This window comes from Bacillus mycoides (genome assembly GCF_001757995.1).
GTDB lineage: Bacteria > Bacillota > Bacilli > Bacillales > Bacillaceae_G > Bacillus_A > Bacillus_A mycoides_B.
On sequence record NZ_LXLV01000062.1, the window covers coordinates 210,233 to 226,286 of the forward strand.

Below are 16,054 nucleotides of genomic sequence, written 5' to 3' on the forward strand. Positions count from 1 at the left end.
CTCCGCTACATTAACATTGTTGGATTAAAATCAATTGAGATTTGTAGCTCTTTTTGCATTTCTGCTTGATAATGTTCATTTACCATTTTGAGCACGTTCTTTAAGTTTGGTTCCCGTTTGTATTTTATCATGCATTGGTAACGATATCTATCTTTTATCCTTGGAATTGCTGAAGCAACCGGCCCTAACACCATTGTTTGCCTTGAACAATGCGTTCGTAAATGACCGACAATTTTTTCCGTCACTTGGACTGCCTTTAATAATTCCGGATGAGATACAGTTACAAGTACAACGTAGTAATATGGCGGATATTGTCTCATTTGCCTCATTTGCATTTCTTGCTCATAAAATACATCATATTGTTGATTCTTTGCTAATTCTACACTGTAATGTTCCGGCGTATACGTTTGAATTACAACTTCCCCTGGCAATTCATGTCTTCCTGCACGTCCACTCACTTGTGTCAATAGCTGATATGTCTTTTCACTCGCCCGAAAATCAGGTAGATGAAGCATCGTATCCGCCGTTAAAACCCCAACAAGCGTCACCTTCGGAAAATCAAGCCCTTTTGCAATCATTTGTGTTCCAAGTAATATATCTGCTTTCTCTTCACCAAACGCCTTTAATAATTTTTCATGCATTCCTTTACGGCTTGTTGTATCCACATCCATTCGAATGACCCGCGCCTGTGGAAATAGTTTTGTGATTTCTTCTTCAACCTTTTGCGTCCCTGTACCAAAGAAACGAATATACGTACTATTACAAGCAGGACACTCCGTTGGCATATTTTCCTCATGACTACAATAATGACATTTTAAACGATGGTTCATTTTGTGATATGTCAACGAAATATCACAATGCGGACATTGTACGACATACCCACAATCACGGCACATCACAAACGTAGAATGACCCCTTCTATTTAAAAAGAGAACCATTTGTTCATTCTTTTCTAATCGATCTGCTATTTTTTCATGCAGTACCTTTGAAAACATTGAGCGATTTCCATCACGTAGCTCTTCACGCATATCAACAATTTCTACAGTCGGCAAAGCTTGTTTGTTCATACGTTTTTCCATTGTAAGCAACCCATAGACACCTTTTTTCGCTCTAGCAAACGATTCAAGTGTCGGCGTTGCACTTCCGAGAACGATTGGACACTTATGGTATTTCCCTCTCCACACTGCTACATCTCTCGCATGATACTTCGGGTTATCTTCTTGCTTATAACTCGATTCATGTTCCTCATCAATAATAATGATTCCTAAATTTTCAAAGGGAGCAAAAATAGCTGAACGCGCACCAACTACCACTTTCACTTCTTTTCTTAAAATTTTGCGCCATTCATCATACTTTTCTCCAACAGAAAGTGCACTGTGAAGAACTGCAACTTGCGAACCGAACCTACCTTTAAAGCGATCTACCATCTGGGGCGTTAGCGCAATTTCAGGAACAAGCACAATTGCTTCTTTTCCTTTCTCGAGCACCGCTGCTATAGATTGTAAATACACTTCAGTCTTACCACTTCCTGTAACACCATATAGTAAAAATGGATTGTAAGTTTCATTTGTAATTGATGACAAAATCGGTGTAATTACTTGTTTTTGTTCCTCAGTAAGCGGAAATGGTTTCGTTTGTTCAAAATCATCATCGTCATACGGATTCCGGTATACTTCTACATACTTTTCTGAGATTAGACCCTTTTTAATAAGTGATTTTATTGGAGCATCTGTTATTTGTAATTCTTCTGTTAAATTTTTTAACGGTACACTTTTGTAGTTTTCTACAAAATAATAGAGTACGTCTTGTTGTTTTTTACTTTTCAGTTCGAATGCTGCTAATTCCAATTTATCTGCCGGCAACTCCGGTTGAACTACTCTTTGTTTCTTCTTCTGCACTTTATCCTTTACTTGATAAACCACTTCAGTCGTACCATTTTTAATTTCTTGTTGAATAGTGCGATATAGGTGCGGCTGCGCTTCGATAGCTTCCCAATCTATCGTTTCCTTCCCTTGAAATAAAGAAAGAATTTCTGGCGCTACTTCTTCTTGGTTACGAAGTTGCAGACGCTTTTTATATGTTGCTTTTATCGCCGTCGGAAGCATTACCTGAAAAGCTGAAATCATATAACATAACGTTTCACTTGTAAGCCAATACCCAAGCTTTAATAATTCATCATTTAAAACCGGAGTGACATCTAATATTTCATACAACGATTTTAACTTTTTGCTTTCTAGGTCAACCGAATCCTTTATGCCAATAATAAAACCTTGCAATTTCCTCGGACCGAATGGGACTACTACACGCATTCCTGTTTGCACGATATCTTCCCATTTTTTAGGGATAATATAATCAAACGGTCGATCTGTTTGACGTGCAGGTACATCAACAACTACACTTGCAAATTTCATACACGATCATCTTCTAACATCATTTCTATTTGCTTTAATATTTCACGAGCCACTTCTTTCTTCGTTAAAAGTGGCAGCTCAATAATTTCTCCATCTTTTCTATACATTGTCACAATATTTGTATCTGTACCAAACCCAGCTCCTTGAGCTTTCACGTCATTCGCAACAATCATATTTGCATTTTTCTCACGTAATTTTCTCGTTGCGTATTCCTCTATGTTTGTCGTTTCAGCTGCAAAACCGATAAGTAACTGTCGGTCCTTCTTCTCACCTAACGTTTTTAAAATATCCACTGTTCTTTCTAATTCAATTACAGCATCGCCATTTTTCTTTTTCATTTTATCATCATGAACATATTTTGGGCGGTAATCTGCAACTGCTGCTGTTTTGATGACAACATCCACATTCTGATAATGTTGAAGGACCGCCTCTAACATATCTTGTGCAGATTCTACTTGTATTGTTGTTACATGTAATGGTGACTCTAACGCTGTCGGTCCTGACACAAGTATGACATCAGCACCTAAGCCTGCTGCAACTTCTGCGATCGCATACCCCATCTTTCCAGAAGAAAAATTCGTCATAAAGCGAACCGGATCAATCTTTTCACGTGTCGGTCCAGCTGTTATTAATATTCGCTTTCCTTGCAATGGTTTTTGTTCTGAGAAAGCCTCTTCTAACCGTCCAATAATCGCTTCAGGTTCTTCCAGTCTTCCTTTTGCTACATAACCACATGCTAAAAAACCTTCCCCAGGCTCAATAAATGTATATCCTAATGTTTTTAACGTCATCATGTTTTTTTGAACAATTTTATTTTCATACATATGCACATTCATAGCCGGTGCAATCCACACTGGAGCTGTAGTAGCTAACAAAGTAGTTGTAATCATATCATCAGCAATACCGCCAGCTAACTTTCCAATGCAATTAGCTGTAGCCGGTGCAACAAGTACAACATCTGCCCAATCCGCTAAATCAATATGAGCGATAACAGCCGAGTCTCTCTCATCAAACGTATCCGTATATACATCATGGCGAGAAAGTGCTTGAAATGTAAGAGGCGTAACAAACTTCACTGCCGACTCACTCATCATTACTTTTACAAGAGCGCCAGCTTGTGTCAATTTACTTGTTAACGCAGCGGCTTTAAAAACTGCAATGCCTCCTGTTACACATAGAAGTATCTTTTTCCCTTTTAGCATATGACTCGTCCTCTTTCTTTTTCAAACTTATTCTACTGAAATAGAATTTTCAGCTCGTCAGTACCAGTATTTCGTTCCGTCTTTTTCGATTCCTTTTCATCCCTTTCGTAAAAAAATAACAACCTACTTGTAAATAGGTTGTTACCGTTACATAGAAAATTATAAAGTCTATGTTTTAATTTGTCGAAAAGAATGTCTTAATCAATTATTTTGTCATCGCTTGGTACATATTTTAATACTTCTGCATCGATTTCTTCTAATGATTTACCTACACATTTATGAGAAACAGGTTGCTCAATAACACAATTGTCAGCAATTTGCATTTCACGTGCACGCTTTGCAGCTACTGTTACAAGTGTATATTTAGAATCGATTTTTGTTAATAATGAGTCAATTGATGGATTTAACATAATTATAGACCCTCCGTCATTTCTTTATAGTATTTTGCCACTCTTTCGCGGCGGCAATGTTCACCAACCACAATTGCTTTAATTCGGTCGCAAGCTAATTCAACTTGATCGTTTTCTACAACATAGTCATAAGCGTCCATCATTTCGATTTCTTCTTTTGCTACAGTTAAACGATTTTCAATAACATCTTCAGTTTCTGTACCACGGCCGACAATTCGGTTCTTTAGTTCAGATAAACTTGGAGGTGCTAAGAAAATAAATACACCTTCAGGGAAGGCTTTCTTAACTTGAATTGCTCCTTGCACTTCAATTTCTAAAAACACATCTTTTCCTTCTTGTAACGTTTTTTCAACATAATCAATCGGTGTTCCGTAATAATTACCAACGAACTCAGCCCATTCAAGTAACTTTTCATTACGAATCATTTCTTCAAATTCTTCTCTCTCTTTAAAGAAATAATCCACACCATCTACTTCACCTTCACGCGGTTTACGTGTCGTAACTGAAATAGAGTACTGAAAACGTGTGTCTTCATGGCTAAACAGCTCTTTTCGAACCGTTCCTTTCCCGACACCAGAAGGTCCCGAAAGAACGATGAGCAATCCTCTTCTACTTCTCATAAATATGTAAAACCTACCCTTCCTCACTTAAATCTTCTTTATTATTCAAACGATGTGCAATCGTCTCTGGCTGAATTGGACTTAATACTACATGCCCATCATCCATAACAATAACCGCCCTTGTTTTTCTCCCATACGTAGCATCAAGCAAAGCATTATGTTCACGTGCTTCCTGTACTGTTCGTTTAATAGGAGCTGACTCCGGACTTACAATAGCAATAATTCGATGAGCAGATACAATATTTCCGTATCCAATATTTAAAAACCGCATGGCCATAGTTTGCGCCTCCTAGTAAGTCTATCCGATTTCTCCACCACGTATAACTTTATATATTTTTTGAAAGCTACTCAATATTTTGTACTTGTTCACGAATTTTTTCAAGGTTATTTTTCATTTCTACAACATATTTTGAAATTGTTAAGTCATTTGCCTTAGAACCTATCGTATTAACTTCCCTATGCATCTCTTGCACGATGAAGTCCATTTTCCTTCCAACAGGCTCTGTAATTTGCAGTGCTTCACGAAATTGATCTAAATGACTTTGTAAGCGAACTAATTCTTCGTGAATATCTGAACGCTCTGCAAAGATTGCTATTTCTGTCAACAATCGTTGTTCATCTAAATCTTGGTTATGTAATTCTTTTAAACGATTTTCTAATCGTTCACGATATTTTTGTGTAACAATTGGTGCATGTGGAATAATTGCATTTACACAATTATGAATCTCTTGCAAACGATATGCTATATCTTTATGTAATCGTTCTCCTTCGCCATCTCTCATCGTTTTCAACATATGAGCAGCTTGGCGAACAGCCTCATATAAACCAGTTTCAAATTGTTCATTTACATTTTCTATTTCTTCAACTGCCGTTACTTCTGGCATTCCCATTAGCTGCCCGAGTGTAATAGAATCTTGTAATTGAAATTTCCCTTTTATATCTTCCATAATGGATTGGTACTGCTTGAGAAGTTCCCAATTCACAGTTAATTTTCTTTCAACAAGCCCTTCACCTGTTATACTAATAGACACTTCAATACGTCCACGGCGAACTTGTTTTGCAATTATTTTACGAATCTTGTCTTCAAACACCATCATTTGCTTCGGAAGCCGAATACTCATTTCTAAAAAACGATGGTTCACCGACTTCATTTCTACTGTTATTTGAAAAGTATCGTTTTCTACTTTCGACCTTCCAAATCCTGTCATACTACAAATCATCTTTATCACATCCAAGCCATGAAATAACTCAATGAAAAAGGTAATAGAGACAAGGCTCTACTACCTTCTGTAAATTATATCATATTTTCATATCATTGACTATTTCAAGTTTAATCCCTTCTTATATAACAGTGGCTTTTTCTTTTTCTCCTTTTTTCTTGTTAATAAAGATCCTACTAATAAGAAGGTCGGAATAGATGATAATCCCCCAATTAACAACCAATCTCGTGCTTGTATCGGCATTGTGCTAAAAATCGGCTGTAATGGTGGATAATATATAACTACAAGCATTAACAGTAAAGAAATAATAACCGCCCCTACTAAATATATATTTCCAAACGGGTTGCGGTGAAATATAGAATGTTCACTACGACAATCAAATACATGAATAAGCTGAGCCAGTACTAATGTTGCGAAGGCTACCGTTTGTGCATACTTCAATTCATTCGGATGCTGGTTAAATGCAATAATAAACGCTACTAATGTAACTGCTCCGATTAGAAAACCACGACTTATAATTTTCCACGCAAGCCCTCTAGCGAACACCCCTTCTTTCGGATGGCGTGGTGTTCTCTTCATCACATCTCCTTCAGCCTTATCCAAACCTAATGCCATCGCTGGTAAACCGTCAGTAACTAAGTTCACCCATAAAATTTGAATTGGAACCATCGGCAATGGCAGTGCAAGTAACATCGCAAATAACATAACTAAAATTTCACCAACATTAGATGCTAACAAATACCGAATAAACTTCCGAATATTTTCATATATGTTTCTACCTTCTTTAATCGCCGACTTAATCGTAGCAAAGTTATCATCTAACAACACAAGTGAAGAAGCTTCTTTTGCAACATCTGTCCCTGTAATTCCCATTGCAATCCCTATATCAGCTGTTTTAATAGCTGGAGCATCGTTCACTCCATCACCTGTCATAGCTACTATATGCCCCTTATTTTGCAGTGCCTTAACGATTTTCAATTTATGCTCAGGAGATACACGAGCGAATACATACGTATCTTCTACAATATCTTCTAATGCCTCTACATCCATATTCGCAAGTTCTACACCTTCAACAACGCGTCCACCCGCCGGTAAAACCCCTAACTGTTCCGCAATTGCCATTGCTGTCACTTTATGATCTCCCGTAATCATTACCGTTCTAATACCAGCTTCCTTACACTCTTTCACCGCTTGCGCCACTTCTAGTCTTGGCGGATCTATCATTCCTTGTATTCCAACAAGCATAAAATCCTGCTCGACTTCTCTTTCATGTTCAATTGAATCTGTAGCTTTTAACGGTTTAAATGCCACCGCAATCGTTCGTAAAGCTTGACTTCCTAAACTATGAATCGCTGCCTGCACTTCTTTTCGATACATTTCACTTAAAGGCTGCTGCTTATTTCCCCATAAAATTGTTTGACTCATTTGCAAAAGAACATCTGGTGCTCCTTTTGTAATAACAAATTTTTTACCTTCACGATCACGAACAATAACGCTCATCATTTTTCTAGTTGAATCAAAAGGAAATTCACGAATGACTTCAAACTTTCCTTTAAGAACTTCACGTGATATTCCCGCCTTCATTGCAGCAGCAACGAGAGCTCCCTCTGTTGGATCTCCATCTAACACATACGTCTTTTTCTTTTGAATAACATTCGCATTATTACATAAACAGCCAAATGTAAGTAGTTGATACAGTGATTTCGTCTTAGTAGGGTCAATTACTTCTTCACCTTTCATAAACGAACCTGCCGGCTCATAGCCTTGACCTGTTACTTTCCACAATTCTCCGCCTGACCACATATGTGTTACCATCATTTTATTTTGTGTCATTGTTCCTGTTTTATCTGAGCAAATAACAGAAGCACAGCCTAACGTTTCTACCGCTGGCAACTTTCGCACAATTGCCCTCTTTTTAATCATACGCTGTACGCCAAGTGATAGCGCAACCGTAACGATAGCTGGCAATCCTTCTGGAATAGCCGCAACAGCAAGCGAAACCCCAGCCAAAAACATGTGATACACTTCATTCCCTTGATATACACCAGCTAATACAACAAGAGCCGTCAAAATAAGAGCAACAATAATTAAAATTTTCCCAAGCTGTTCTAATCTTCTTTGTAATGGCGTTTCCATTTGCTCAGCATTTTGCAACATATTTGCAATTTGCCCCATAGCTGTATTCATTCCAGTCGCTACGACTACCCCTGTTCCAGCACCTCTCGTTATCATCGTTCCCATAAATGCCATGTTTTTTTGATCACCAATTGAAACATCTTGGCCTTGTAACGCCTCTACCTTCTTTTGTACAGGCAATGACTCTCCTGTAAGAGCCGATTCTTCAATATATAAACTTGAAGATTCCACAAGGCGAACATCCGCGCCAATACGGTCACCACTAGAAAACTTAATAATATCACCTAGTACAAGCGCTTTTGACGGCGCTTTTATCCACTTCCCATTTCTTAGTACAGTAACTTGAGGGGCTGCCAATTCTTTTAAAGCTTCCAACGATTTTTCAGCTTTCCTCTCTTGAAAGAAACCGAGGACACCATTGATAATAACAATTGCAACAATTGCAATCGAATCAATATACTCTCCTAAAAAAGCTGAAATAATTGTAGCACCAAATAAAACAAGTACCATAAAGTCTTTAAATTGCGCTAAAAACACCATAAGCGCAGAAGGCCGCTTTGCTTCTTGCAATTCATTTGTACCAAATTTCTTTAATCGGCCCTCTGCTTCTTGTTCTGTAAGACCTACCTCCACATTCGTATTCGTTCTTTCCTCCACTTCATGTGCTCGCATTTCATACCAGTTCATCCTGCCATCGACCTCCTGATTCCAGACATACTCTAATGAAAGCTTATTCAGCCTCGTCCAAAAAAATGCTATAATTAACTTTTAGTTAGAAAGGAGTGTTCATTCATGGCATTCGATGGATTATTTACAAGAGCAATTACACATGAAATTGCAAATTCTCTTCAAACAGGAAGAATTTCAAAAATATATCAACCCTCAAAATATGAAGTTTTATTACATATTCGAGCAAACGGAAAAAACCAAAAGCTGATTCTTTCATCTCACCCTACATATGCGCGTATGCACTTAACAAATCAAAACTACGATTCACCAGCGCTACCGCCGATGTTTTGTATGCTTCTTCGCAAACATTTAGAAGGTGGATTTATTGAAAAAATTGAACAAATTGACTTAGAACGTATTATTCAAATTACAGTCCGCAGTCGCAATGAAATCGGTGACGAATCAGTAAAAACATTAGTAATCGAAATAATGGGACGACACAGTAATATTATCTTAGTAGATACGAAAACAAATGTTATTTTAGATAGCTTAAAACACGTTTCTTTAGCGGTAAACCGACATCGTACTGTATATGCTGGAGCTGAATATGTTGCCCCACCGGCACAACATAAAGTTAATCCGCTTCTTATCGAAACAGAAGATGATTTTATTAAACCGCTAGACTTTTTATCTGGCAACATGGACAAACAACTTGTCGGAGCATTCATGGGAATTTCCCCATTATTTGCAAAAGAAGTTGTAAAAAAAGCAGGTATGGCAAATGAAAAAGCATTATCTGAAGCTTTCTTCAGCTTGCAAAAACCATTGCTAACACATCAGTACGTGCCAGCAATGATAACAGCAAATGGAAAAGAGTTCTTTTACCTATTCCCTCTTTCTCACTTACAAGGAAACGAAAAAACATTTTCATCTGTTAGTGAATTATTAGATCGTTTCTTCTTTGGGAAAGCAGAGCGCGATCGTGTAAAACAACAAGCTCACGATTTAGAACGCTTTATGCAAAATGAAAAAACAAAAAACGAAAAGAAGCTAATTAAACTAGAAAAAACATTACAAGATGCCGGAAAAGCAGATAAATATCAACTATTTGGAGAGCTACTTACAGCCAATATGTACGCTTTGAAAAAAGGTGATAAAGAGATTGAAGTCGTTAACTATTACGACGAAAATGGTGGGACTGTAAAAATCACATTAAATCCTTTAAAAACACCATCTGAAAATGCACAACGCTATTTCCAAAAGTACCAAAAAGCGAAAAATTCAGTTGCTATTGTAGAAGAACAAATTGTAAAAACAAACGAAGAAATTCTTTATTTCGATAGCTTACTTCAACAAATGGAGGCTGCTTCTTCAAAAGATATTGAAGAAATTCGTGAGGAATTGGCAGAAGAAGGTTATGTGCGCAATCGTAAGACGAAAAACGCAAAGAAAAAACCGACAAAACCAGTGTTGGACAAATATTTAGCTAGTGATGGTACAGAAATTTTCGTCGGTAAAAACAATAAGCAAAATGATTATTTAACAACGAAATTCTCACGTCGTGATGAAATTTGGTTACATACGAAAGACATACCTGGGTCCCACGTTGTCATTCGTTCTCTTGAACCTACGGAAGAGACTTTACACGAGGCCGCTAAAATCGCTGCTTATTACAGTAAAGCAAAAGATTCTAGCTCTGTTCCGGTAGATTTCACAAAGGTACGCCATGTCAAAAAACCGAGCGGTGCAAAACTTGGATTTGTTACATATGACAATCAACAAACATTATATGTAACACCAGATGCTGATACAGTAATGAAATTAAAAGCGTAAATACTTAAAAATGCGTTGCTAGCAAGCAACGCATTTTTCTATGTATTCAGCTTAGTTCATATACCCATTCACTAATTCATAACATCTTTCTTTTGTCATCTTATATTTTTCATCTGCAGCTTCGATATATTTCATCGTTGTCAAAAAATTTGACAGTTCTATTTCGTATTTGTATAAATTTTTTTACAGTGTGTAAAGAAATTGAATCTTGAGTTGATGTTTTTTTCATTCTCCCACTGCTAATTGAAGTAATCTGTATTTCACGAGCAGCCCACCGCCCACAAATAATGGGCTAAATTTCTTATCTTCTCTAAAACATACGTAATTCCCACTATCTTTTCTCTAAAGATATTTTTTGGCACGCTATTTGCTTTATTCAATACTGTGAAAAGGGGGAATTAACATGACTTTAAGAATTAATAAAATCCAAAATCAACTAAAAAACTATGAAATTGACGGATTACTTATTACAAAAAAAGAAAATCGCCAATATGCAACAGGCTTTACAGGTAGTGCTGGCGTCGTCTTAATCTCTGCGGATAACGCTGTTTTTATAACGGATTTTCGCTATGTAGATCAAGCGAAATCACAAATAAAAGAAGCTGAAATTATTATGCATAAAGGAAATCTAGAAAAAGAAATCGCAAATCAAGTATCGAAATTAAACATTCAAAAACTTGGAATTGAAGAAAATAACATGACATTACAACAATATAAAAACTTACAAAAATACATACATGCGGAAATGGTTCAGGTGTGCGAAATCATCGAAGATATTCGTATTATTAAAGACATGCCTGAAATAGAAACAATGAAAATTGCGGCTACTATTGCAGATGAAGCATTTCACCACATCCTTCAGTTTCTAAAACCAGGAATAAGTGAGACTGATGTCCGAGATGAATTAGAATTTTTCATGCGAAAAAAAGGGGCTACATCCTCATCGTTTCAAATTATTGTAGCTTCTGGCGTTCGTTCTTCCCTTCCTCATGGCGTTGCATCGAATAAAATAATCGAGCACGGCGATATCGTTACATTAGATTTCGGTGCACTTTATAACGGATATTGTTCCGATTTAACACGTACTGTAGCAATCGGCGAACCATCAGAAGAATTCAAAAAAATATATAATGTTGTATTAGAAGCATTGAAGCGTGGAACTGAAGCCATTAAACCTGGAGAAACTGCGAAAAGTATCGATGATATAACGAGAGATTACATTACAGAACATGGATACGGTCAATATTTCGGTCACTCTACTGGTCATGGGCTTGGGTTAGAAATTCATGAACCTCTCCGCTTATCCCAAGAAAGTAAGGCTACTTTAGAAGAAGGTATGGTTGTTACAGTTGAACCAGGTATTTATATACCAAACTGGGGCGGTTGTAGAATTGAAGATGATATTGTCATCACAAAAGATGGCTATGAGGTTATTACAAAGGCAAATCGGGAACTAATTGTCATTCCCTGTTAAAAATCATGAACTTTTAAACAGGAGTTTTTTCTTTACACATAGAATTCCTTCTCTGGAGTAATTGTTTAAAGAGGGGGAATTTTAATTGAACTTTGTAATCGATAAGATAGATGGTTTACAGCTTGAATTTTCAAAACTTGTTTCCATGATGAATTACGCTCGCTATACAACAATGCAGGCTGCCGAAGGCTTAACAATTGAAGAACTTGATTATTTGTATGATGATGAAGCAAACTCAATTGGTATGCTTTTGTACCATATGGCTGCTATTGAATTTTACTACCAAATTCATACCTTTGAAGATCGTGAACCAACAGATGCTGAATTAGAACGCTGGTTACCTGCTGTTGAGTTAGGAAATCTTGGACGTGAGAAAATAAAAGGAAACTCAATAGAATTTTACATAAATACGTTACAAGAAGTACGCTCCAAAACGATTGAAACTTTTCAGTCGTTACCTGATGAATGGCTATTTAAAACGACAGACTTTTGGCATGACAAACCAGCAAATAACTACTTTAAATGGTTTCACGTATTTGAAGATGAAATCAATCATCGCGGACAAATTCGTTTAATTAAAAAGATGCAAAAAGCACATTCAGTAAAGTAAGAAAATGCCACCTTATTCGGTGGCATTTTCTTTTATTCATTAACGAATAATTTTTCGTTTACTTTTTTAGCGACTACGGCTACCGATATTAAAATGCATATTAAATATAGCAATTTCGCAATAAATAACCACCCTTGAAACATTACAATTCCATCTATTATTTCATTTCCTTTCAATAACAAAAACGGAATCGTGCTAATTATAATGACAAACTCGATGCTGAAAACAATTTTCTTTTTTCGGCTATACGCTTTCCATTCATCCCAGCGATACATGGGAGCAAAAATCAATACTCCTATACATAATATAACGCCTATCCATTCACTTTTAAGAAATTGTCCTGAAATAACTGATAATATTAAACAACCGAGCACACCATAATACCCTATTTTTTCTCTCATTCGTACTACCCTCGTTCTATTCGCTCTTTAGTATGTAACTCCCTATTCTTATCATGACTCCTAGAAAAATGACGACTACAATTACAAGATAAAGACCTTTCGCAGACGACATCCATTCTTGAAAAATAGACATTTTCTCCATTTGCTTTTGCCCCTCTATTAAAATAAACCCTACGACAAATGAACAAACAACAATGATACCTATCATAATTCCAATACTTTTCTTACTATATTGTTTCATGTCATCCCAGCGATATAAAAGTAAAAAGACAAACCCGAGAACAGGTATAATACTTATCCATTCATTCTTTGTAAATAGATTTAAAATGATTAATAGACTACAAGATATAATAAATCCCCAAAAACCAATTTTTTTGTGCATAGCCCCTCCTTAAATTCCATTTTTAGGATTAATTGTATTGTAACATCCATTTTTAAATCTTACCATTACAGTACATGAAATTTTACTTTTTTCTTTTTCCTATACTCACATACTTTCACTGCTTTCATACAATGAACTACACGAACGCCTAAGGATGTGAATGTTATGGGAGTTGAATTAACGCTTTTGCACGCTCTCTATGTTCTTTGTTTACTCACTATTATTACCTTCTTTATTTTTAGAAAAGATACGACGATCATTTGTATCGTTTTTATCTTTTTATTAGCATTAACCGCAACAAGTTCTATCCCTCTTGCCATTAGTAGTATCTTTCAAAGTTTCATTTACGCCATAACTGAACTATTACCAACTATATTAATCATCTCCATTATCGTATCGATGAGTAACCTACTCGTTCATACCGGGATAAATGATACGATGATTTCACCATTTACAAAGATGATTCGTACACCTACACATGCCTACTGGATTATCGGCCTTTTAATGATGACAATTTCTTTCTTCTTTTGGCCTTCCCCAGCTGTCGCGTTAATGGGGGCTATTTTATTACCCGTCGCTGTACGCGTCGGCCTTCCGCCAATCGGAGTTGCAATTGCTATGAACTTATTCGGACATGGGATTGCTTTATCTGGTGACTTCGTTATTCAAGGCGCACCAAAATTAACAGCGGACGCTGCCGGTCTCCCTGTTTCCAGCGTTGTTTCTGCAAGTGTTCCGCTTGTTATCGTTATGGGTGTTGTTACAACTTCTGTCGCATTTTTCTTCTTACGAAAAGAATTTCATACAGGCTTATCGTTGCAAGAATCTATCCCATCAACTGAGTCTTCTAAAACGCTCACTTCATTATCTCCTCGGACAAAAAAATGGCTCGCTATTTGCATTCCTATCGTATATGCCATAGATATTCTTTGCATGATTCAATTTAAACTACAAGGAAGCGATGCAACAGCACTTATCGGCGGGACGACTGTTATTATGATTATCATCATTTCTCTCATCGCCTACAAAGGAAATGGCCTGAATAAAACGACCGATTATTTTATAGAAGGGCTCCAATTTGGATTTAAAATTTTCGGCCCAGTTATTCCAATCGCTGCACTCTTTTATTTAGGAGATAGTGGCTTTGTAAAAATTATCGGAGACTATTTACCGAAAGGTTCACATGGAATCATTAACGACTTAGGAATCGCCTTATCTCAAACCGTTCCTTTAAACCAATATGTATCTGCGGGAACATTAACTATCGTTGGTGTCATAACAGGCTTAGATGGATCTGGCTTTTCAGGTATATCACTTGCTGGTTCGATTGCCAATCTTTTTGGAACAGCACTTGGGCATGGAACCGCTACATTAACAGCTCTCGGGCAAATCGCTGCCATATGGACCGGGGGTGGAACTTTAATTCCTTGGGCCCTTATTCCTGCCGCTGCCATTTGTAAAGTGGATCCATTTGAACTTGCACGCCGAAACTTTTTACCAGTTGTGATTGGCTTAATTGTCACCACGATCGTTGCTATGTTTATACTATAACGTAAGCAAGATAATACTTGCTTACGCTTTTTTAGGTTAAATATTGAAACATACTAACCTTCAAAAGGGTTTATTTATCACGTAGCGAAATTATATTAAGAGAGTAATTATTTCAAAACGTTTACACGGAACATATTACTTCTACCAGAAAAGGGGACATAACTATGAATGAATTGATTTTCGTCTTATTAATTTGTCCATTACTTATCTTTATCGTTTCTGTTATTGGAACGCGTAGAACGAAAACGTATTACGTAATGCCGATTGTAACGTTTGCTAGTTTTTTAATAATAGGTGTTATCGCCTTTACTCCAAAATTTTTCTTTTGGGTTGGTATGTACAGCATCTTCTCATTTATTGTTTCTTATATGACTCTATTGTTTGTAAGAGGATATGAAGTTGCGGAAAACGCTAAATAGTTATTAGCAAGGAGATTATAATATGATTTTCTTTGATGTTGATGGAACTTTACTTGATTACGACACTGCTGAGAAAAATGGTATCTCACATTTCTTCCAAAAGTATAATGATATTTTTTCAGGAAACGAATTAGAGGCCACGAAACTATGGCATGAATTATCCGAACAATATTTCAACAAATTTTTATCCAAAGAATTATCTTTTCAAGAACAACAAGGGATGCGAATGTATCATTTATTTAAAACATATGGAGTAAACTTATCCCCCGGGGAATCTCAGCACAGATTCAATCAATATATAGAACTATATAAGAACAACTGGACCCTGTTTGAAGATGTACTCTATACATTACAATCCTTACAGCAAAGAGGATATTCATTGGGCATCATTAGTAATGGCGACTATGAACAACAAATCGAAAAATTAACTGCTCTAAACATTCTACAATATTTCAAATACATATTTACTTCTAGTGAAATTGGTATATCGAAACCAGATCCAGAAATTTTCTACAGAGCCGGATTACAATCGAATCTTGAAATGAAAGATTGCTATTATATTGGCGATCGATTAGAAACAGATGCAATTAGTAGTACAATAGCTGGAATGCATGGGATTTGGTTAAACCGGAACGAATCACTGCTAAAATACGATGTGCCCACAATACGTTCTTTACGTGAATTTTTAACAATGATATAAAAAGACGACCGCGTTC

Annotated in this window: 15 protein-coding genes; 6 read left to right on the forward strand and 9 right to left on the reverse strand. The window is 36.6% G+C overall.

The genetic code is table 11. The annotated features are described in order from the left end of the window. Window positions 1-5 precede the first annotated feature (5 nt). The 7 genes from priA to BWGOE10_RS19410 form a co-directional block, all read right to left on the reverse strand. Window positions 6-2,411 carry a primosomal protein N' gene (priA, locus tag BWGOE10_RS19380; RefSeq protein ID WP_070144608.1) on the reverse strand — a complete coding sequence of 802 codons (2,406 nt, stop codon included), beginning with the start codon at window positions 2,409-2,411 and terminating at the stop codon, window positions 6-8. Next, complete coding sequence (coaBC, locus tag BWGOE10_RS19385; RefSeq protein ID WP_070144609.1) at window positions 2,408-3,613, reverse strand: bifunctional phosphopantothenoylcysteine decarboxylase/phosphopantothenate--cysteine ligase CoaBC; 1,206 nt, start codon at window positions 3,611-3,613, stop codon at window positions 2,408-2,410. The genes priA and coaBC overlap by 4 nt, the downstream gene beginning before the upstream one ends. A 197-nt stretch (window positions 3,614-3,810) precedes the next feature. Next, a complete protein-coding gene (gene rpoZ / locus BWGOE10_RS19390) occupies window positions 3,811-4,023 on the reverse strand; it encodes a DNA-directed RNA polymerase subunit omega (protein ID WP_070144610.1) in 213 nt (70 codons plus the stop codon). A gap of 2 nt (window positions 4,024-4,025) precedes the next feature. Beyond that, window positions 4,026-4,643: a guanylate kinase gene (gene gmk, locus BWGOE10_RS19395; protein WP_001257739.1), complete on the reverse strand. Its 618-nt coding sequence runs from the start codon at window positions 4,641-4,643 to the stop codon at window positions 4,026-4,028. A gap of 13 nt (window positions 4,644-4,656) precedes the next feature. After that, entirely contained in the window at window positions 4,657-4,920 is a 264-nt protein-coding gene (remA, locus tag BWGOE10_RS19400; protein WP_001251456.1) for an extracellular matrix/biofilm regulator RemA, read from the reverse strand. 67 nt (window positions 4,921-4,987) lie between these two features. Further along, a complete protein-coding gene (locus BWGOE10_RS19405) occupies window positions 4,988-5,863 on the reverse strand; it encodes a YicC/YloC family endoribonuclease (RefSeq protein ID WP_070144611.1) in 876 nt (291 codons plus the stop codon). 99 nt (window positions 5,864-5,962) lie between these two features. Further along, the gene (locus tag BWGOE10_RS19410; protein ID WP_070144612.1) at window positions 5,963-8,686 is read right to left on the reverse strand and encodes a calcium-translocating P-type ATPase, SERCA-type; all 2,724 of its coding nucleotides are present in this window, start codon (window positions 8,684-8,686) and stop codon (window positions 5,963-5,965) included. Between the two features lie 105 nt (window positions 8,687-8,791). Between BWGOE10_RS19410 and BWGOE10_RS19415 the strand changes: the two genes are divergently transcribed. The 3 genes from BWGOE10_RS19415 (at window position 8,792) to BWGOE10_RS19425 (ending at window position 12,585) form a co-directional block, all read left to right on the forward strand. Beyond that, window positions 8,792-10,501 carry an NFACT family protein gene (locus BWGOE10_RS19415; RefSeq protein ID WP_070144613.1) on the forward strand — a complete coding sequence of 570 codons (1,710 nt, stop codon included), beginning with the start codon at window positions 8,792-8,794 and terminating at the stop codon, window positions 10,499-10,501. 403 nt (window positions 10,502-10,904) lie between these two features. Then, window positions 10,905-11,975: a M24 family metallopeptidase gene (locus tag BWGOE10_RS19420; RefSeq protein WP_070144614.1), complete on the forward strand. Its 1,071-nt coding sequence runs from the start codon at window positions 10,905-10,907 to the stop codon at window positions 11,973-11,975. An 85-nt stretch (window positions 11,976-12,060) separates the two neighbouring features. Then, complete coding sequence (locus BWGOE10_RS19425; protein ID WP_070144615.1) at window positions 12,061-12,585, forward strand: DinB family protein; 525 nt, start codon at window positions 12,061-12,063, stop codon at window positions 12,583-12,585. 32 nt (window positions 12,586-12,617) lie between these two features. Here the strand turns inward: BWGOE10_RS19425 and BWGOE10_RS19430 are convergent, their stop codons facing one another. Further along, window positions 12,618-12,986, reverse strand: a complete 369-nt coding sequence (locus tag BWGOE10_RS19430; protein ID WP_070144616.1) for a YoqO family protein — start codon at window positions 12,984-12,986, stop codon at window positions 12,618-12,620. A 16-nt stretch (window positions 12,987-13,002) separates the two neighbouring features. Continuing rightward, window positions 13,003-13,368 (reverse strand): YoqO family protein, encoded by a 366-nt coding sequence (locus BWGOE10_RS19435; RefSeq protein ID WP_002146060.1) that lies wholly within the window; start codon window positions 13,366-13,368, stop codon window positions 13,003-13,005. Window positions 13,369-13,533: 165 nt separating this feature from the next. Here BWGOE10_RS19435 and BWGOE10_RS19440 point away from each other — a divergent pair, with 165 nt between their 5' ends. The 3 genes from BWGOE10_RS19440 to BWGOE10_RS19450 all read left to right on the forward strand — a co-directional run bounded on the left by BWGOE10_RS19440 (window position 13,534) and on the right by BWGOE10_RS19450 (window position 16,038). Then, window positions 13,534-14,919: a hypothetical protein gene (locus BWGOE10_RS19440; RefSeq protein ID WP_070144617.1), complete on the forward strand. Its 1,386-nt coding sequence runs from the start codon at window positions 13,534-13,536 to the stop codon at window positions 14,917-14,919. 164 nt (window positions 14,920-15,083) lie between these two features. Further along, window positions 15,084-15,338: a YbeF family protein gene (locus tag BWGOE10_RS19445; RefSeq protein ID WP_001003944.1), complete on the forward strand. Its 255-nt coding sequence runs from the start codon at window positions 15,084-15,086 to the stop codon at window positions 15,336-15,338. Window positions 15,339-15,360: 22 nt separating this feature from the next. After that, on the forward strand, window positions 15,361-16,038 hold the full coding sequence (locus BWGOE10_RS19450; RefSeq protein WP_070144618.1) for an HAD family hydrolase: 678 nt from the start codon (window positions 15,361-15,363) through the stop codon (window positions 16,036-16,038). The last annotated feature ends 16 nt before the right edge of the window (window positions 16,039-16,054 follow it).

Coding starts and splice junctions, on each gene's coding strand:
- BWGOE10_RS19420 (WP_070144614.1), top strand. CDS start 10,905: ATGACTTTAAGAATTAATAAAATCCAAAATCAACTAAAAAACTATGAA.
- BWGOE10_RS19415 (WP_070144613.1), top strand. CDS start 8,792: ATGGCATTCGATGGATTATTTACAAGAGCAATTACACATGAAATTGCA.
- BWGOE10_RS19405 (WP_070144611.1), bottom strand. CDS start 5,863: ATGATTTGTAGTATGACAGGATTTGGAAGGTCGAAAGTAGAAAACGAT.
- BWGOE10_RS19440 (WP_070144617.1), top strand. CDS start 13,534: ATGGGAGTTGAATTAACGCTTTTGCACGCTCTCTATGTTCTTTGTTTA.
- BWGOE10_RS19450 (WP_070144618.1), top strand. CDS start 15,361: ATGATTTTCTTTGATGTTGATGGAACTTTACTTGATTACGACACTGCT.
- gmk (WP_001257739.1), bottom strand. CDS start 4,643: ATGAGAAGTAGAAGAGGATTGCTCATCGTTCTTTCGGGACCTTCTGGT.
- remA (WP_001251456.1), bottom strand. CDS start 4,920: ATGGCCATGCGGTTTTTAAATATTGGATACGGAAATATTGTATCTGCT.
- priA (WP_070144608.1), bottom strand. CDS start 2,411: ATGAAATTTGCAAGTGTAGTTGTTGATGTACCTGCACGTCAAACAGAT.
- coaBC (WP_070144609.1), bottom strand. CDS start 3,613: ATGCTAAAAGGGAAAAAGATACTTCTATGTGTAACAGGAGGCATTGCA.
- BWGOE10_RS19410 (WP_070144612.1), bottom strand. CDS start 8,686: ATGAACTGGTATGAAATGCGAGCACATGAAGTGGAGGAAAGAACGAAT.
- BWGOE10_RS19435 (WP_002146060.1), bottom strand. CDS start 13,368: ATGCACAAAAAAATTGGTTTTTGGGGATTTATTATATCTTGTAGTCTA.
- rpoZ (WP_070144610.1), bottom strand. CDS start 4,023: ATGTTAAATCCATCAATTGACTCATTATTAACAAAAATCGATTCTAAA.
- BWGOE10_RS19430 (WP_070144616.1), bottom strand. CDS start 12,986: ATGAGAGAAAAAATAGGGTATTATGGTGTGCTCGGTTGTTTAATATTA.
- BWGOE10_RS19445 (WP_001003944.1), top strand. CDS start 15,084: ATGAATGAATTGATTTTCGTCTTATTAATTTGTCCATTACTTATCTTT.